We start from the raw sequence: 19,116 nt of genomic DNA on the forward strand, positions 1-19,116 counted from the left end.
GGCATCCGCCGGCGGTCTGGCAATTCAGGTTTGGATAAAGCGTCAAAAAACAAGCACAAGGTACACCCAGGTATGACAAATAAACACCCAAGAAGGGTACACAAGCCACATTACTCGGCTAGCACACACACCTGATCCCATAGCTGAATTTGGACACACGAATCCCCTCATTGCTCAGCCGCTTCGGCTGACTGCGTCATACATCTTCTGCAGTTACTGGGGTTCAATTCATGTGTCTTACTTCATGGGACGTGTGGTTACCTCTCATTCATGTATAGTATCAATTTCTCCGTTATTGTACCAGAAGTTGGGGGAATTGCAAAGCTTTGAATGAATGTAAGAAAGCAAATACTGCGCTTTCATCACTTTGAGTAAAAAAAAAAGAAAACCCTCTTGTGATTAACAAGAGGGTTCTCTAAGTTAAGCGGGTGATGGGAATCGAACCCACGCTACCAGCTTGGAAGGCTGGAGTTCTACCATTGAACTACACCCGCGCGATAGACGATCGGGACGACACGATTTGAACATGCGACCCCCTGGTCCCAAACCAGGTGCTCTACCAAGCTGAGCTACGTCCCGTTAAGTTCCTAAGAATCTTAACACGGTTTTTACAAAAACTAATATAACATGTTCATCCGGTCCTTGCAACTTTTAATTCCCATTTTTTCCTTTTGGGTGACAAACAAAAAAGACAGAAGCGATTCCCGCTCCTGTCTGATGGCTATCCTGTAGGTTTATCCACATCACGTAAAAACCGTTTTTCAAAATCAGCCGCCACAATGGGTTTACTGAAAAAGTACCCCTGTGCTTCATGGCAATGCTGATCCCGAAGGAACACCAGCTGCGACTCGTTCTCCACTCCTTCGGCTGTCACCTTCAATTGCAGATGATGAGCCATGGATGTAATGGTGGAGACGATCGCTGCATTATTGCGATCCTCCATGACTTCGTTCACGAATGAACGGTCAATTTTGAGCCGATCAATCGGCAGATCCTTCAGGTAATGCAGCGAACTGTATCCTGTTCCAAAATCATCAATACTGATTTGCACACCAATCTCTTTAATTTTGCGAAGTTGTTCAAACGCACGATCTTTGTCAAATGTCATACTTTCGGTAATCTCCAGTTCCAGCCAGTCCGGCTCCAATCCTGTTTCCCTCAGTATGCCGTTGATGTTATCCAGCAGATGGGAATGTCTGAATTGTCTCATCGAGAGATTAACAGACACACACAGTTTGCGGTATCCAGCTTCCTGCCATTGCTTGTTCTGCGCACATGCCTCCCGAAGCACCCACTCGCCCAGCGGTACAATTAATCCGCTCTCTTCCGCAAGTGGGATAAACTCTGCAGGAGAAATTGGGCCGCGCTGTGGATGCTGCCAGCGTACCAGAGCCTCCATACCAACGATTAAACCACTTGCGATATTGATCTGTGGTTGGTATACAAGATAAAACTGACCTCGATCCAACGCTTTCCGCAGATCATTCTCCAGCTGCAGTCGTTCCTGTGCCTTCATCTGCATTGCATGAGCATACCGATTCAATTCGATCCCCTGTTCCTTGGCGTTATGAAGCGCAGTATCCGCATTTTGAATGATTTCCTCTGGTGATCCTCCGTCATGGGGATATATGGCCATGCCAATTCCAAGCGTTATATGATAGTCGTTGCCATCAACCATGACTGGCTTTTCAAACAGCTGCAAAATCGATCTTGTTCGGCGCAGAGCATTTTCTGTATTCCAGAAGTCCGTCATCGTGACCACAAACTCGTCCCGACCAAGACCATACACTTCTTCGCCCGGCAGAGACGATTGCTTCAGGCGCTGCCCCACTTGACGAAGAACACGGTTAGCAGCCTGCTGACCGAGGGAGTCGTTAATCGTTTTGAACCGGTTGATATTCAAAACGAGTACACCGACGAGCTCGTCCTGTTTCACTGCTTCATCCATCAATCTTTTGAGTCTCTGGGAAAGGCGGCGGCGATTTGGCAGACCTGTTACATCGTCATGATGAGCAATATAGTTCATTTTGGCTTCAGCAGCCTGCTGCTTCAGAAACGGGGTATCCACTACCGTTGTATATAGTCCTTTTTGTACAAAGAAATATCCCAGACAATTCATCCACAATGCAAATAACAGATTCAAGTCGCTGATCTGCGTTGCAGAAATCAAGTAACACTCTCCGTAGAAGAAGCACAGGGCTCCACACAGAATAGAAGGCAAATCTCCCTCTTTACCCTTCTTCCACTTCAAAAACAACACAAATGCGGTGATCCCGTAAAGAAGACCGACCAAGAAGTGAATTTTCATAAACGTTTCGCTTAGCACTTCTTGCTGAGTTAATTTGGGCAGCCAGCTCCATTCCTGAACACCCGCTGTGTACAACAGGACAAACGTACCCAGCGTTCCGCTAAATAGTAAAAATTTACGCGGTAACGCAATCTCTGTTTCTCTCACTGCATAAATAAGCAATAAACCCACTGCACAGATCACAGAGCCCAGCGTCATCATTTTGAGGGAAAATTCTGATTCCAACATCGCGCCACTCGGCATCTCTTCCGCATATGAAACGATATGAATTAATTCAAACAGGCCGATCAACAAAAAAAGCGTTGTAATCATGATTCTGCGCAGGGTTAACTTTTGGGTCTGGAACAACCAGCTTTGGTTGTAAATACCGATACAGGCTGCAGCAGCAACGAATCCGCCAAGTAGCGTCAGCACGGGGTATCCGGATATGATTAGATCAGAGCTTGCAGAGGAACGATACCATTGACTTACGAGGAAACATAATAAGCCGCCTAGTGCGACCCATATCACTTTTCTCTGATCTTGCGAATTTGCCTTCATGCCTTGTTTTTCCTTCCCGGGATCACCTATCCTGAATAACCTTTAGCCCTCGTCTATGACGTTCAGGTTTGAAAACTTTCATTATTACACCATTCGACAATAAATATTTACCAACGTTCAATTCACATGCCAATACATGCTATCTGGTACATAATAACATTTAATTCTGCGGACGTGAACTAAAAAATAGTTGAAAATAGGAATATGTATTCATATCCACGTAGAAAAACAAGGCACTAAGAACTAAAAAAACATGAATCTCCAATTGGAGTCCATGTCCCTTTAGTTTGCAACAGCATTTCAGACTATTTTCCATACAAAATGCATTGCAGAGAATCTGATACATGACCGTTGCTTGTATGATGTTTACCGAAAAAATTATTTATCAAAATTCACTTCAGGCGTTGTCAATTTATCATAGAAATCCACGACGTTATCCTTCTCGGATGACGAACGCAGGGCCATTGCCGAACGCGGATGCTCGTCAAGTGCTCCTGTGATCATGTATGGCAGGATGTAGCCCCATTCTTCTTTTTCACGAAGAGGAACCATCAATTGTTCCAATACGCCAAGTACCGGACGCAAGTTATATTTCGTTCCCTTCAGATGCGCCACAAGAAGTTCAGTTGGGCAGTTACCTGCTGCACGGCCCATACCATATACGGAAGCATCCAGTAGTTCGACGCCAAGCTCTGCAGCGACAAGCGTATTGGAGAATGCAAGCTGCATGTTATTGTGAGTGTGAACACCGAGACGTTTGTTTGGCAGATGGGTTTTGAACTTTTCAACGAGGTACTTCACGTCGTTATGGTCGAGGCTGCCATAAGAGTCAACGATGTACACAACGTCTACAGAGCTCTCTTTGATCAATTCAAAGGCTTCGAGCAATTCGTTCTCCATGACATTGGACAAAGCCATGATGTTCAGGGTTGTTTCATATCCACGATCATGGAACGTTTGAACAAGGGCCAAAGCCTTGTCCACATCTTTGCTGTAGCAGGCTACACGGATCAGATCCAGCATGCTCTCGCTGCGCGGCAAAATGTCATTCTCGTCCACACGTCCGACGTCAACCAGAGCAGACAATTTGGTATTTCCTTTTTGCGGGATCACTTTGCGCAGGAAGTCATCATTCAGGAAACGCCATGGTCCTGCTTCTTCGGCACCTTTCAGCAGTTTCGGCGAGTTTTTATAACCGATTTCCATATAATCAACGCCTGCCTCATTCAATCCAGCATATAGCTGTTGAACGAAGTCCACGCTAAAGTCCCAATTATTTACCAATCCGCCATCACGAATGGTGCAATCTACAATTTTGCAATGATTTGTCTTCATTTGTCTGCTCCTTTTCTGACCAACTTGTGTATTCCTCTCATGATACTTGAACGTAACAAGAAAAGTAAAGGGATAAACACGTTATTGGGTCTAATGGTTCTATCAAGACTTCCAGTTCTGATCAATCTCGGACATCTCGGAAGGATTCGGAGCTTTTTTTCCGTAACGAACCGCGTTATAGGTACTTGTTAAAATGTCTGAAAATCTCTGCGTATCTTGCTTGCCTGAAGATGGCTTGTGATGCCGGATCTTCTCTGCTGCTTCCAGCGGAGTCTGTGCAGCTTCAATTTCGACCCCTCGCTGTCTTGCTTGATCTATCCATTTTCTGTAGTAGTAACGAACGCGCTCGGCCTCCTGAGATGGGGGTGTTTCTTTTTTCCGGAACCAGGGTTTGCGTGGTCTCACGGGTGTTTCCAGGGTTTCACTAATATCGATGTATTCGGTCCGCGGCTCGGCCCTCCGCTCCCTGGGTTCCATCATCCCCCTCAATCGGTCCATAAGACGGTTTATAGTCTTACGCCCCAATCTGAAGATAAGCCATAGAATCAGTGCAGCAGAAGCACCTAGAACGAACCATCCCAGCATGTCCCAGAAAACAGATGGTTCTGACTGCTCTGTCACTCTCCCTGGAAGCTTTGATGGGTCAATACCAGAGTCTGGTGTCATGGGCAACTGCGGATCGGAAGACGGACCTATTAATCCCCTGATCCATGCGAGCAGACGATCCCGCAGTGGAGCGAGCCAGGCGGCTAGACTGGGAAATGCTCCGATACCTGCAATGATTAACAACATCCATATCAACCGCTGATGATTCGCTCTGTTGAATTCCCGAAGCACAATCTTTCTCTTGCCATCATTTAATACGGCTCTATCCAGCTGTGAACTGTAGACATTAAGGAGACAAGCAACAAAACTGATGAAGCCTGTTGCATATAATGTTCCTCCATAGGTCTGCAATGGGAATAAGGGCTCGAACCAACGCGAGAAAATACCTCCTATAATAGACCCGACAACGCCGAAGATCTGCCATCTCCACATCAAGGTGGAGCGAAGCGATGGTTCTGGCGCCAATCCTACAAAGGCTGATAGAGCCCCCCACAGAAGAGTTGTGATTAATTCCGGTCCCGTATGTCCAGCTATCCAAACCACAATAAGGGATACAGCCACCCCTAGGAGCAGAGCTCCAACTAACCGAAGCCACATACGGGTTCCTAATCCTTGAAACCTATGGCCAAGCAGCACGCCGATGCCGCTTGCCAAAGCATAGATGATCAGCAGAATATAAGGAAAATGACCGTTTGCATAGAATGAAGTAAGGGTCAACAAAGGAAACACATAAACGCCAATTAGCAGCGTCGCGAGCAGAGACATCCCTAGTCTTGATTTGCTTTCCCAAGTCGGATCACTCATGCACTCACCGCCTTGTTGCTCTTCGTACCGATGTGATCTGGCTCCACAGGCAGAATGGTTACTCGGTGTCCCTGTTCATGCAGGCGAGCAATCTCATGCTCCATGGCAGTAGAAACGTAAGACGTAATTAAAAGATAGCTTCGTGCCTGATGAGCTTCCTCATTGCGCTTCACTTCATCATTCAGGAACTGTTCCATGGGAACCATGCATTTCAACTCGGTTTCAGCCATTGCCTCCAAAAGCAGCTCCAGATGCGGGTTGCCATAATCAGGTTCAATTCGAAGCGGATCACGCCCGCCATTTACCCGATAGCCGTTGTGAGCGAATCCTGCAGGGAGTCCTCTGCCAATCGCATCGGCTGCAGCCGTTGCCGCATAGCTCAGTGCACGCTCAATCGGCTCAGGTCGGGTTACTACACTCCACATATCCTCCGACTCCTGAATATTTACAATAATCCAGGACTGTGGATCAGCTGTCCAGCCTTGCTTGTATACCTGCAGCTCACCTGTACGTGCGCTTGCTTTCCAATGAATTCGGTTCATGGGATCGCCTGCTCCGTAAGGACGTACGCCAAGAATAAGAAATGGATCCTCCACGATCCAGCGTGATACCTCTACCTCCCCCTGCCACACCTGGTAAATGGCAGGCAGATCTTCAGCAGCGACCAGCGATGGATATACGATCATGGACAGATGGACAGGGATCGGTTGGGTATTACGCCAGACGCCAAACAGATCTCCACCTGTCATGGTCACCGTATTCAACGTGTAGATACCACGTTTACTGCACATAATCGGATGCTTGCGTGTAATTCTCGTAAATGGTTTCAAAGTAAATATACTTTTGTGATTCTGGTAGATATCACCTTGACTGATATCCATGCCTGAACCACTGCGAAATACAAAGGATCCGGGCATCATCGCCTCAAGTCTCAGCCAGGGTACTGTGACCCGCTTCTCATTCGCTATCGTCTCCACCATCTCAAGCTCATCGCCTGCGTAACAGCGCAGTTTGCTGAATTCACGTGTATACTTCAGCCTTCGTAATGCCGGGCGTCCAAACCATACACCTTGTAGGCCAATGATAATACCCCCTACAATGACAAGCCATAATAGTGCCATAATTACCGTCCACTGCCGGTGCCAATGCTCTCCGTTGGCACCTCTGCCTGGGTCAGAATCCCATGAATGATCCGCTCCGCAGCGCCTTCCTGTTGCCTCACCCTGTTACGGAATACAAGTCGGTGAGCCAGTACAGGTTCAGCCAGAATCTTGATGTCATCTGGTAGAACGTAATCCCTGCCATGCAATGCGGCCCATGCCTGACACGCCTTCAGTAAGGCTTGCGCTCCCCTTGGACTAACACCAAGCGAAAGCTCAGGATGTCTGCGTGTCTCTTCTGTAAGACGAATCATGTATTTAAGCAGGTCTTCTTCGACCTGGACGGACTGGTATGTACGCTGCGCCTCAAGAAGCTGCTCACGACTTAATATGGATGTAAGATCGTTAACAGAACGACCGGCTATAGTCCTTCTCAGAATCTCTACACTTTCATCACTGCTTGGATAACCCATGCGAATTTTCATCATGAATCGATCCATTTGTGCCTCAGGCAGCGGAAAGGTCCCCTGATTATCAATCGGGTTCTGGGTTGCTATTACGATGAATGGACGTTCCAGCTGTCTCGTTGAACCATCAATACTGATCTGACGCTCTTCCATGCATTCCAGCAAGCTCGATTGGGTTCGCGGTGTAGCACGATTGATCTCGTCGGCCAGCACAAGGTTCGCAAACAACGGACCGGCTCTGAATTCGAAATCACCAGACTTTTGATTGTAGAAATGAATCCCCGTCAGATCAGACGGCAGCAAGTCCGGGGTGAATTGTATGCGTTGAAACGTACAATCCAAAGATGAAGCTACCGATTTGGCCAGCAGTGTTTTTCCTGTACCTGGTACGTCCTCAAGCAATACATGTCCTGAAGCGATAACTGCGGTCATGATCAGTTCTATGGTTTGCTCCTTGCCTACAATAACCTGTCCCACATGATTCGTCAGATTTTTATTCATCTGTTCCATTTCCTGAATATTCATCATGCACCTTCCTTTCGCAAGCTATGAGTATGTATCCGCATTCATTCTAACTATAACCCATAATGCTTCCAAAAAAAAACAAAAGGAATCGGCCAACATGCCGATTCCTTCTCATTTTGCCGTATTACACTAATGGGAGCATAATTATAAACCGGGTTCCTTCACCCTTTTTACTATCAACCGAGATTGTGCCCCCGTGGTTTTTGATGATGCGATAACTTACCGAAAGACCCAGTCCTGTCCCGCTCTCTTTAGTCGTGAAAAATGGATCAAACAGACGTACAAGCGTGTTGTGGTCCATACCCTGACCGTTATCCGTAATGGAAATCTGCACATACCTGTTCTCGGTTTCAGTGGAGATCCGTATGAGACCTGTATGCTCCTCGCCTACGCCCTCGATGGCATCCATTGCATTTTTCACCATATTCAGAATAACCTGCTTAATCTGTTTAACATCAATGGAGACGTTCATCGGCGAGTCTGCTTCATCTAGGGTAATCTCGCACCCTTTCATCAAGCCTTCGCTTTCCGTCAGTAAGACGACCTCTTTGAGTAAGGAATCCACCGATATAATGGTCTTCTGCGGTGCTGACGGTTTGGAGGAATTCAGGAATTCATAAATAATATCGTTCGCCCTGTCAATCTCCGTCAATATGATCCTGGCGTATTCATCTTTCCCCAATTGCAGCAAATGTGGGCGCAGCAGCTGTATAAACCCGCGGATCGCTGTCAAAGGATTGCGAATTTCATGCGCGATGGATGCTGAAATGCGTCCCAGCATGGCAAGCTTGTCATTCTGATAAGCAGTCTGTTCTATTTGTTTATAATCCGATACGTCCTTGACACTGAACAAAAAATCTCCATCCATCTGATCTCCGTAGGTTACTGTGACCAGCCAGTGTCTGCCATACTCATCAATCAGTTCATGATAGCGCTTACGGTGGAAGATGGTCTCCCGGTAGATACGTAAAATTTTCTTTTTCTTGAATCGGCTCATCTGTGGATGATGCAGCATTTGCATCAGGGTGCAGCCGCTCAACAGACTTCGGGGAAGCTCCAACAATTTTGCCATTTGAACGTTAATAAACGTCAATACACCGTTGCTGTCAAACAACATAATACCACTATCCAAATGCTCCAGAACATTTTCATATTTGTTGTAATCCAGATGTACAGGCGGGAAACTGTTCGTTGGGTGAGGCACTGTATCCTGAAATTCACTAATCATGACAGGTTCCTCCTTTTCACGTAAATGATAAACTTGCCATTCGGACATCATATCATCACAGAAACAGGAAGGGCCGATTTATTTTTCATTACCGGTGCCCTTTCGTTGGGGGGCTGAGCCGAAAATATGGATGGCACGTCCGGAACCTTAGCTGGTCTATTCCCGGTAACCAACAATTGATCCGGAAAATAATATATGTGGTTTGTTCCATTCAAAACCTTCTCCTATTCCCAAACACGAACATTTCATTTGCTCCGCCTCTTTTGCAAGTCTGTTTTTATCATAGACAAGTTTATAGAAGAGAGTCAATCAGAGAAAGTGTCGAATGGAAATTATTTTAAGAAAAACCTCGAAATACCCGATTTTAAAAACACAAAAACGAAGCCTTTTCGCATATATCGCGAATCAGCTTCGTTCATATCCAAATGATTACATAACAATTTATAGCATAGCATTCAAATTAATCTATAGTCCGCTTTTATTGTGCTGAATTTTAAGTCTGCGCTGGCTCATTACGGCTAATCGGCGTTTGAGTTCGCTCTCCCACTTCTCATCCTTCATTTCCTTGGCTAGTCTCAGGAGATCAAGTGACATGTCAATTTGTCGCTGAACAATGACCATCGCATCCTCGCTCTCGCGGTTGACGCAATTTTCGAAGATTGCATCCTCATCCTCCGTCACGTAATCCTGAAAATCAATCTCGGAAGCTCCGTCGCCATGCGCATATTCAGCCAAAATTTCATATTCATTTTCCACTTTGTAATGCACTTCCACCCGGTGGCATACCGGACAAAACAGCAGGGGAACATTATGAACCTGGGTGCGGTAATGCTTCAGCGTGCCCTTTGTTCCCACCATACTTGCCCCACAACAGTAACTCATTTTTGTTCACCCTCCTTATTACGTGCCGGGACCTTATATTTAGAAATGGTCTCCCTAGCACCTGCAGCTTTTCTGAAAAAGAAGTTGTTCCATCAGTGTATCTCATTCATTACCATATTATCATGGTGATGGCCCGAAAATATTTACGGGGTTTCCATACCCTATTCGCCTCAAAGGCCTTCAATTCCTCTTTCGGGAGATGTAAAAACCTCTCATTCCTATAATACTTCATTAACACGTTTCTTGCCCTGTCTAAACACCCTAATCCAACTTCCAAATAATATTTGGGAAAAAGGGTGCAAAAAGCCCTCAATCCCGAAGGGGATGAGGGCTTGAACCACAAACGTTCAAGTTAATCAGACTTACAGGTTGCTGTCGCCTGGTTTCCAGTTCATTGCACACAATCCGCCGGATTGCAGTGCTTGCAGTACGCGAAGTGTTTCTTCAACACTGCGGCCTACATCGTTGTGGTTAACCACTTGGTATTTCAATTCGCCTTCTGGATCGATGATGAACAGACCGCGCAATGCAACGCCTTCTTCTTCGATCAGAACGCCGTAATCTTTAGCCACTTGCTTCGTGATGTCGGAAGCCAGTGGGAAGTTCAATTGACCCAAGCCATTGCTGTCTTTAGGTGTATTGATCCAAGCTTTGTGGCTGTGTACGGAGTCAACGCTCACGCCAAGAATTTCAGTATCCAAAGCTTTGAATTGCTCGGAAGCATCGCTCAAAGCTGTAATTTCAGTTGGGCACACAAATGTGAAGTCCAAAGGATAAAAGAAGAATACGAGCCATTTGCCACGGTAATCGGACAATTTAACGGAACCAAAATCTTGTCCGTCTCCCGATACTGTTTCCATTGCGAAATCCGGTGCTGGTCTACCAACCAAACGTTCTGCCATAACTAAAAATTCCTCCTTTGGGATTATGTAAGCATCCATATGGATTGCTCATCATCAAGAAAAGCGCGAAAGCTTTTCCTGTTATTAAAATGGTTTCATACTTGATAACAAGTACAAGTAAAATGTTATCATCCGGACTTCTCAAAGTCAAGATTATAAACGTTATTTTTTTATAATAATTATAAATAAGAAATTTTCGTGCCAACATCTAAAGCCCAACATATAAAGGAACAGCCCTCAATCTCTCCTATTGGAAAGCTAAGGGCTGCCCGATCATGATGTCTGAACTATGCCTGTTTACGGATCGCTGCAACGATCAGATCGCCCATTTCCGTAGTACTGATGGCTTTGCTCTTATCTACAGCAATATCACTTGTACGGTGTCCTGCATTCAGCACTTCCGCTACAGCAGCTTCAATGGCATCCGCACCTTCAGCGTAACCAAAGGTTGTACGGAACATAAGTGCAACCGACAGAATCGTAGCAATTGGATTGGCCAATCCTTGACCAGCGATATCCGGCGCCGAACCGTGAACCGGCTCGTACAGCCCGAAGCTGCCTTCGCCCAGTGATGCAGAGGCCAGCATACCGATTGAACCTGTCAGCATTGCTGCTTCATCACTCAAGATATCTCCGAACATATTTTCCGTTACGATGACGTCGAAGCTGGCTGGACGACGCAGCAGCTGCATCGCACAGTTGTCAACAAGAACGTGCTCCACTTCAACATCCGGATATTCCGGGGCTACCCGGTTAACCACTTCACGCCAGAGTCTGGATGTCTCCAGTACATTGGCTTTATCCACAGAAGCGAGTTTTTTGCGGCGTCCTTGAGCAATTTCGAATGCTTGACGAACAATCCGCTCCACTTCAGTTACATTATATACACAGGTATCCACAGCTTCTTGCCCCTGTGAGCCTTCACGTCTGAATTTTTCACCAAAGTAAATGCCTCCGGTCAGCTCCCGAACCACCATCAGGTCCGTGCCTTCCAGTACTTCCGGTTTCAATGTGGATGCATCCTTCAGGCAGTCAAACACAACGGCCGGGCGCAAGTTGGAGAACAATCCGAGCGCTTTACGAATTCCCAGCAAGCCCGTTTCCGGACGGAGTTCCTTGCTGTTGTTGTCCCATTTCGGACCGCCAACGGCTCCGAGCAATACGGCATCCGCACTTTTGCATACGGTGAGTGTTTCCTCTGGAAGAGGCGTGCCTTTTTCATCGATCGCAATTCCGCCAAACAGTGCGTGCTCGGTTTCAAAACGATAACCGAATACTTCCTCCGTGCGTTTAAGTACTCTCTCTGCTTCCGCTACAACTTCCGGACCGATACCGTCACCTGCGATGACTGCAATTTTTTTTACGTCTGTCATGGGTTGTCCAACTCCTTCATTCATTCTCAATCGAACGTGTCATATTTAACTCTCTCTTTTGTATCATATTCAGTGGTCATTTGACCAAGATATACAATCTATGACTTTAATAGATTTTACCTATAAGAGATTTCATGTCTGTTGTTCTGCTCGTCAGACTGGAGTAAAATAATACGTGAAGTCAAATTCAGGTAACTCAGGAGGGATTGCAAACCATGCAATACACGTACTTGGGAAAATCAGGTCTTAAAGTAAGCCGGATTTGTCTCGGCACCATGAATTTTGGACCTGCTACAGATGAAAAAGAAGCATTCCGTATCATGGATGCAGCACTCGATGCTGGCGTTAACTTTTTTGATACCGCTAACATTTATGGTTGGGGTGAAAATTCCGGCCTTACCGAAGAAATAATCGGTCGCTGGTTCAGCCAGGGTGGAGGCAGACGTGAAAAAGTGGTGCTTGCGACCAAGGTGTATGGTTCCATGCATGATGAAACGGATGGTCCCAACAACGATGCCGGTCTCTCTGCCTATAAAATCAGACGTCATCTGGAAGGCTCCCTTCGCCGCTTGCAGACAGACCATGTAGAGCTGTATCAAATGCACCACGTGGACCCGGCGGTTTCCTGGGACGAGCTATGGGGGGCATTCGAAAATGCTGTCTATCAAGGCAAAATTGGTTATGTCGGATCAAGCAACTTCGCTGCATGGCAGATTGCCATTGCTCAAAGCGAAGCCAAAAACCGCCATTTCCTCGGTTTGGTGTCCGAGCAGCATAAATACAGTCTTAACTGTCGTTTGCCTGAACTCGAAGTGCTGCCTGCAGCCAAAGAGCTGGGCCTTGGCGTGATTCCATGGAGCCCACTTGATGGTGGCTTGCTGGGTCGCAATGCACTTCAGAAGCTGGAAGGCACACGCAGCGGCGGCATCGCGGAACGCATTGAACATCATAAAACCCAGCTTGAAGAATTTGCAGCACTGTGCCGCGATCTTGGTGAACCACAGGATACGATCGCTTTGGCTTGGGTTGCAGCCAATCCGGCAGTGACCGCACCAATCATCGGTCCCCGTACGCTGGAGCAGTTCGAAACTGCACTTAAATATCTTGAAGTCACATTGGATGAAGCGGTGCTTAAACGTCTTGATGAGATATTCCCGGGTCCGGGTGGACATGCCCCCAACGCGTATGCCTGGTAATCTGCTCTAGTTGCAATTTTCTAGATCCGTCCTAATTGATAAACATAACATTCAAGCTATAGCAAAAAGTCTGACCTTAGGTCCATTCCTAGGGTCAGACTTTTTTAGCTTGCTCAACAAACTGCAGTGCAGTTCGAGTGCATTGGATGCTTGCTGCGTCTGTTTACAGATTCACGTTGACACGGTTGGTGTATGTTTTACGTTTCTCAATCAGTTGGTTCAGGCCATCCACATAAGCACGTGCACTTGCACCCAAAATATCGGTGCTTACACCGCGTCCCTGAACGGAAACCTGGTTCTGTGTCAATACAACATGCACTTCACCGAGTGCATCTTTACCATGTGTAACCGACTTGATGGAGTAGTCAGACAGCGTAACTTCTTCCCCGCTCACCTTGTCAATCGCATTGTAAATGGCATCAACGGAACCATTACCTTCCGCTTGCTGTTCAACGGTGTTACCGTCAAGCGTGGCGATACGGACTTTGGCTGTCGGAGTCGATTCATCCCCATACGTCACGAAGATGGATTCCAGTTTGTACATCTCAGGTGCATCCTGCAATTTCTCTTCGATCACCGCGAGCAAATCCTCATCAGTGACTTCTTTTTTCTTGTCCGCCAGATCTTTGAATTGGGCAAAAGCACGATTCAGTGCTTCTTCATCCAGTTCATAACCCAGCTCAATCAAGCGCTCACGGAATGCGTGGCGTCCAGAGTGTTTACCCAGTACGAGCTTGCTTTCCTTCAGACCGATTGTCTCTGGCGTCATGATCTCGTACGTTGTTTTTTCTTTCAGCATGCCATCCTGATGAATACCGGATTCATGTGCGAAGGCGTTCGCACCAACAATGGCTTTGTTTCCTGGAACAACCATTCCTGTCAAACGGCTAACAAGCCGGCTGGTACGTGCAATTTCCGAAAGCTGCAGAGAAGTTTTTGCCTGGAAGAATTCCTGACGTGTCTCCAGTGCCATGGCAATCTCTTCGATCGCCGTATTTCCTGCACGCTCACCGATTCCGTTAATCGTACCTTCGATCTGATCTGCACCATTCAGAATGGCAGCCAGTGTATTGGCAGTTGCCATACCCAGGTCATTGTGACAATGTGCACTCAGCTGCACTTTTTCAATACCATGAACATTCTCTTTGAGATGCTTGAAAATGTTACCGTACTCATAAGGACTCAGATAACCTACTGTATCCGGAATGTTAACTACCGAAGCACCTTCCTCTACGGCCATGTTCACCATTTCAACGAGAAAATCATATTCGGTACGGCCTGCATCTTCAAGAGAGAACTCAATTTTGGAAAATGACTTCTTCGCATAACGAATGGCAGAACGAGCCGTATCCAGCACTTGCGCTTTGTCCATGCGCAATTTATGTTGGCGGTGAATCGGTGAAGTTGCCAAAAATACGTGAATGCACGGGTCCTGTGCACCTTTCAGCGCTTCTCTAACCGCGTCAATATCCTGCTCTCTGGAGCGGGACAAGCCGATAACCGTAATATTTTTAACCGCTTTCGCTACTGCATTTACCGCTGCCAGATCGCCTGGAGATGCTGCCGGAAAACCGGCTTCCATCCGGTCAATCCCAAGCCGCTCGAGCTGATGGGCAATTTCCACCTTTTCACGAGTGTTCAAATTGACTCCCGGGGATTGTTCTCCATCACGCAGCGTTGTGTCGAATACATAGATTTTACGCACGCCTCGCACCTCCTAGACTGTAATGTATGTTTGCCTCTAAACCAGCAATAGCGGCACACGCATAAGCACGGCCGCTATTTCCGGTTAAAGCTGTAAAATTGCTTATCTTATAAGTGCATGTTCAAAAAGTCAACGATTCAGCACCGAGAAGGTTACGAGAACCTGAAGGAGGAGGAGCGGAGTGTAGGCAAACCTACATGAGCACCGGACTCCGAAGGTGAACGCAAGATTCGATGTCGAGTTCGCTTCGTGGGCTACTTCGTGATCAATTGAGGACTTTTTGAACAACCTCTAAGTGCAAATGCTTACTTCTTGATCCAGTGCATCATTTCACGCAATTGTCCGCCAACCACTTCGATTGGGTGTTCAGCTTCGTTGCGACGAGTTGCTGTCAGGAACGCACGACCGGATTGGTTTTCCAGGATGAAGTCACGTGCAAATTTACCTTGTTGGATATCGGAAAGGACTTCTTTCATCGCTTTCTTCGTATCTTCAGTTACAACGCGAGGTCCAGTTACATAGTCACCGTACTCGGCTGTGTTACTGATGGAATCACGCATGCTTGCAAGTCCGCCTTCATACATCAGGTCAACGATCAGTTTCAATTCGTGCAGACACTCGAAGTACGCCATTTCAGGAGCATAACCAGCTTCAGTCAACGTTTCGAAACCAGCTTTTACCAGGGCACTTACACCGCCACACAGAACCGCTTGCTCACCGAACAGGTCTGTTTCTGTTTCTTCGCGGAAGGATGTTTCGATAACGCCTGCACGTGTGCAGCCAATACCTTTTGCATATGCAAGACCGATGTCTTTTGCTTTACCTGTTGCATCTTGCTCGATCGCGATCAGGCCCGGTACACCGAATCCTTCCACGTAGGTACGACGTACCATGTGGCCAGGGGACTTAGGAGCTACCAGCAGAACATCGCTGTCTTTTGGAGCAACGATTTGACCGAAATGAACGTTGAAACCGTGGGAGAAGAGCAATGCTGCGCCTTTTTTCAGGTTAGGTTCGATTTCGTTTTTGTATACAGAAGCTTGCGTTTCGTCAGGGAGCAAGATTTGAACCACATCTGCACGGCTAGTTGCTTCAGCTGGAGACAATACTTCAAATCCGTCATTTTTTGCAGTGTCAAACGATTTACCTTCACGAAGTCCGATGACTACATTCAAACCGCTATCACGCAAGTTTTGTGCTTGGGCGTGGCCCTGGCTACCGTAACCAATTACGGCAATCGTTTTTCCTTTCAATACGCTAAGCTCTGCATCCTGTTCATAATAAGTAGTTACTGGCATGTTTATAAGTCCTCCTTTGTATTGTAAAGAACCCTTCATTAATGAGCGGGTGTCTCAAGGGACCGGCATGCTGGCTGTTCCAGCAAATCAGGTCTGATCCGATCCGTTCAGACACCCGCCCTTTAATGCGGGGGTGTAGCTCTCTTTTCAAGCGTTACATCACTAAAATGTTGAATTGCAGCAGATGCAGGATCACGATGTCATTCAAGGATCACCTGCAGTCTGTTGTACTGCTTCTTCTCGTATCCTTCGTTGCTTACCCGATATGCATATTAGACCATAGATTTAGATCTATTGGCAATTATACGTTTCCACGTACCAGTGCAGTTACTCCAGTCCGCGAGAGTTCGCGAATGCCATACGGCTTAAGCAGCTCGATCATGGCGTCGATTTTGTCGGTATCTCCAACAACCTGAACCATCAGACTACTTGGACCAATATCCACAACCGATGCACGGAACGTTTCGACCACTCCCATGATTTCAGGGCGTTCGGAAGGTTCTGCTTTTACTTTAATCAAAGCGAGTTCACGGGCAACCATCGGCTTGAGGCTGAAATCCACCACTTTGATTACGTCAATGATTTTATAGAGCTGTTTCTCAATCTGCTCCAGCGTTTTGTCGTCACCAATAGTGACAATGACCATACGGGACAAGCCCGCTTCTTCCGACTGACCTACCGTAATGCTCTCAATGTTGAACCCACGTCGACCGAACAACCCCGATACCCGCTGCAGGACGCCAGGCTGATCGTTGACCAAAATCGAAATCGTATGTCTAATCATTCCTCAGCATCCCCCATCAGCATTTGATCAATTGTTGCTCCTTGCGGAACCATTGGATATACATTTTCTTCTTTGCGAACAACAAATTCTACAACGACCGGTCCAGGTGTATCCAGTGCTTCCTGCCATGCCCGTTCAGCTTCTTCCTTGTTCGTGGCACGCAGTCCTTTTACACCATATGCTTCAGCCAGTTTTACAAAATCCGGGCTGCCTGCCAGATCGATGTGACTGTAACGGTTCTCGTAGATGATCTCCTGCCACTGGCGAACCATTCCAAGCACCTGGTTGTTAATGATGACAATCTTGACCGGGATATTGTTGATCGCGCAGATTGCCAGTTCTTGTGAACACATCTGCATTCCGCCATCGCCATTAATGGAGATGACCAGTCTGTCCGGATTCGCCATCTGTGCACCAATTGCCGAAGGGAATCCAAAGCCCATTGTTCCGAGTCCGCCGGAGGTTACCCATGAGCGAGGTTGATTGAACTTGTAGTACTGCGCCGCCCACATCTGATGCTGACCAACGTCAGTAGTCACGATCGCCTCACCTTTAGTTGTATCATTCAACAACTCAACTACCCATTGTGGTTTCAACTCGTCTTCGGAATCCGTGTAGCTGTATGGTTTCTCTTGCTTCCACTGCTTGATCTGGTCTCTCCAGGCATCCGCACGCTCGGCACGCTGCACTTCCTTGTTGGCTATTTCGAGTACCGTCTTCACATCCCCAACGATCGGGATATCCGTCGCAATGTTCTTGCCAATTTCAGCCGGATCAATATCGATGTGCACGATTTTGGCATGTGGTGCAAAACCGTCCAGTTTACCTGTAACCCGATCATCAAAGCGAGCTCCGATGTTGATCAACAGATCCGCTTGTTGAATCGCCTGGTTGGACGTGTATGTTCCGTGCATACCCGGCATTCCGGTCCAAAGTTCGTGTCCGCTTGGGAAAGCACCAAGTCCAAGAAGTGTCGTTGTGATTGGAATGCCTGTTTTCTCAACAAATTCGAACAGTGCTTCGTGTCCACCGGAGTAAACGACTCCGCCACCTGCAAGGATCATCGGACGCTCTGCTTCCTGAATGGCTTGAGCCAGTCGATCAACCTGAAGTTTGTTTGGCACTGTCCGAGGGTTGTAGCCTCTCAGCGTCACTGGTTCAGTAATCGGTTCAAACAAGGTTTTGTTGGCAGAAACATCCTTCGGAATGTCGATTAACACCGGACCTTTACGTCCTGTATTAGCAATATGGAATGCTTCATGAATGACACGCGGCAAATCTTTAACGTCTTTTACCAGATAGCTGTGTTTGGTAATTGGCATTGTAATACCGGTGATATCCGCTTCCTGGAAAGCATCCGAACCAATCAGGCTGGAAATAACGTTCCCCGTAATGACTACGAGCGGTACGGAATCCATATATGCCGTTGCAATTCCGGTTACAAGATTCGTTGCTCCCGGACCGGAGGTTGCGATACAAACACCAACTTTGCCGCTCGCACGTGCATATCCGTCTGCTGCGTGAATCGCACCTTGTTCATGCCGAGTCAGTACATGCTTGAAGTCCTCGAAACCGTACATCGCGTCGTAAATGTACAACACCGCTCCGCCCGGATAACCGAATACGCACTCGACACCTTCCAGCAACAAGCTTCTTAGCAGAATCTCAGAACCGCTAATGACCTCCGGCTTCATCCATTTTTCACGTAATTCATCTGTTGATCGTACTTCTGGAATTTGAGCTCCCATCAGTCATCCTCCTCTCGGAATTTACATCATTCTGACATTTGAAGTTACAAAAAAAACCTTTCATCCCTGCAAACAAGTTAATGCTTGCGAGGGACGAAAGGTTGTTGCTTCCGTGGTACCACCCAACTTTGTCCGAAATTTCGCAATAACGGACCTTACCAGGTACAAAAAACGATAGGTCAAACGGACATAGCCGTCTTCCATACCTGTTGTCTGTAACGCAGACATACGATTTCCCCTAATACGCGAGTGGAGTGACATCCAATGCTTTTCAGGAAAACAGCTCCGAGGTGAGCTCGTATATAAGGGATTATG

14 protein-coding genes and 2 tRNA genes are annotated in these 19,116 nt (G+C 47.0%); 1 reads left to right on the plus strand and 15 read right to left on the minus strand.

The window, feature by feature from the left end:
- Window positions 1-423: 423 nt before the first annotated feature.
- The 11 genes from ABIC22_RS00700 to leuB all read right to left on the minus strand — a co-directional run bounded on the left by ABIC22_RS00700 (window position 424) and on the right by leuB (window position 12,070).
- Window positions 424-494, minus strand: a tRNA-Gly gene (locus ABIC22_RS00700).
- An 11-nt stretch (window positions 495-505) separates the two neighbouring features.
- Window positions 506-579: transfer RNA gene (locus ABIC22_RS00705), tRNA-Pro, on the minus strand.
- Window positions 580-721: 142 nt separating this feature from the next.
- A complete protein-coding gene (locus ABIC22_RS00710; RefSeq protein WP_354477177.1) occupies window positions 722-2,848 on the minus strand; it encodes a bifunctional diguanylate cyclase/phosphodiesterase in 2,127 nt (708 codons plus the stop codon).
- 378 nt (window positions 2,849-3,226) lie between these two features.
- Window positions 3,227-4,183, minus strand: a complete 957-nt coding sequence (locus ABIC22_RS00715; protein WP_127539354.1) for an aldolase catalytic domain-containing protein — start codon at window positions 4,181-4,183, stop codon at window positions 3,227-3,229.
- A 102-nt stretch (window positions 4,184-4,285) separates the two neighbouring features.
- Window positions 4,286-5,593: a DUF4129 domain-containing protein gene (locus ABIC22_RS00720; protein ID WP_127539353.1), complete on the minus strand. Its 1,308-nt coding sequence runs from the start codon at window positions 5,591-5,593 to the stop codon at window positions 4,286-4,288.
- Window positions 5,590-6,714 carry a DUF58 domain-containing protein gene (locus ABIC22_RS00725; protein ID WP_127539352.1) on the minus strand — a complete coding sequence of 375 codons (1,125 nt, stop codon included), beginning with the start codon at window positions 6,712-6,714 and terminating at the stop codon, window positions 5,590-5,592. The genes ABIC22_RS00720 and ABIC22_RS00725 overlap by 4 nt, the downstream gene beginning before the upstream one ends.
- Before the next feature lie 2 nt (window positions 6,715-6,716).
- A complete protein-coding gene (locus tag ABIC22_RS00730) occupies window positions 6,717-7,685 on the minus strand; it encodes an AAA family ATPase (protein WP_127539351.1) in 969 nt (322 codons plus the stop codon).
- Window positions 7,686-7,809: 124 nt separating this feature from the next.
- Entirely contained in the window at window positions 7,810-8,913 is a 1,104-nt protein-coding gene (locus tag ABIC22_RS00735; protein ID WP_354477181.1) for an ATP-binding protein, read from the minus strand.
- Window positions 8,914-9,378: 465 nt separating this feature from the next.
- Window positions 9,379-9,795, minus strand: a complete 417-nt coding sequence (locus ABIC22_RS00740; RefSeq protein ID WP_024628323.1) for a hypothetical protein — start codon at window positions 9,793-9,795, stop codon at window positions 9,379-9,381.
- A 362-nt stretch (window positions 9,796-10,157) separates the two neighbouring features.
- Window positions 10,158-10,697, minus strand: a complete 540-nt coding sequence (locus tag ABIC22_RS00745; RefSeq protein ID WP_062320195.1) for a peroxiredoxin — start codon at window positions 10,695-10,697, stop codon at window positions 10,158-10,160.
- A 287-nt stretch (window positions 10,698-10,984) separates the two neighbouring features.
- Window positions 10,985-12,070 (minus strand): 3-isopropylmalate dehydrogenase, encoded by a 1,086-nt coding sequence (gene leuB, locus ABIC22_RS00750; protein WP_095288324.1) that lies wholly within the window; start codon window positions 12,068-12,070, stop codon window positions 10,985-10,987.
- Window positions 12,071-12,285: 215 nt separating this feature from the next.
- Here leuB and ABIC22_RS00755 point away from each other — a divergent pair, with 215 nt between their 5' ends.
- Window positions 12,286-13,266, plus strand: coding sequence for an aldo/keto reductase (locus tag ABIC22_RS00755; protein ID WP_354477185.1), 981 nt, complete (start codon window positions 12,286-12,288; stop codon window positions 13,264-13,266).
- A 163-nt stretch (window positions 13,267-13,429) separates the two neighbouring features.
- On the opposite strand, the gene ABIC22_RS00760 is transcribed toward ABIC22_RS00755, so the two are convergent.
- From ABIC22_RS00760 to ilvB, 4 genes are all read right to left on the minus strand, one after another.
- Window positions 13,430-14,971: a 2-isopropylmalate synthase gene (locus ABIC22_RS00760; RefSeq protein ID WP_354477188.1), complete on the minus strand. Its 1,542-nt coding sequence runs from the start codon at window positions 14,969-14,971 to the stop codon at window positions 13,430-13,432.
- 305 nt (window positions 14,972-15,276) lie between these two features.
- Window positions 15,277-16,269 carry a ketol-acid reductoisomerase gene (gene ilvC / locus ABIC22_RS00765; RefSeq protein ID WP_095288327.1) on the minus strand — a complete coding sequence of 331 codons (993 nt, stop codon included), beginning with the start codon at window positions 16,267-16,269 and terminating at the stop codon, window positions 15,277-15,279.
- Between the two features lie 301 nt (window positions 16,270-16,570).
- A complete protein-coding gene (gene ilvN / locus ABIC22_RS00770; RefSeq protein ID WP_095288328.1) occupies window positions 16,571-17,053 on the minus strand; it encodes an acetolactate synthase small subunit in 483 nt (160 codons plus the stop codon).
- On the minus strand, window positions 17,050-18,801 hold the full coding sequence (gene ilvB, locus ABIC22_RS00775; RefSeq protein ID WP_095288329.1) for a biosynthetic-type acetolactate synthase large subunit: 1,752 nt from the start codon (window positions 18,799-18,801) through the stop codon (window positions 17,050-17,052). Before ilvB ends, ilvN begins: the two co-directional genes overlap by 4 nt.
- Window positions 18,802-19,116: the final 315 nt, after the last annotated feature.

The sequence above is a fragment of the Paenibacillus sp. PvP094 genome, assembly GCF_040546835.1.
Lineage (GTDB): Bacteria > Bacillota > Bacilli > Paenibacillales > Paenibacillaceae > Paenibacillus > Paenibacillus illinoisensis.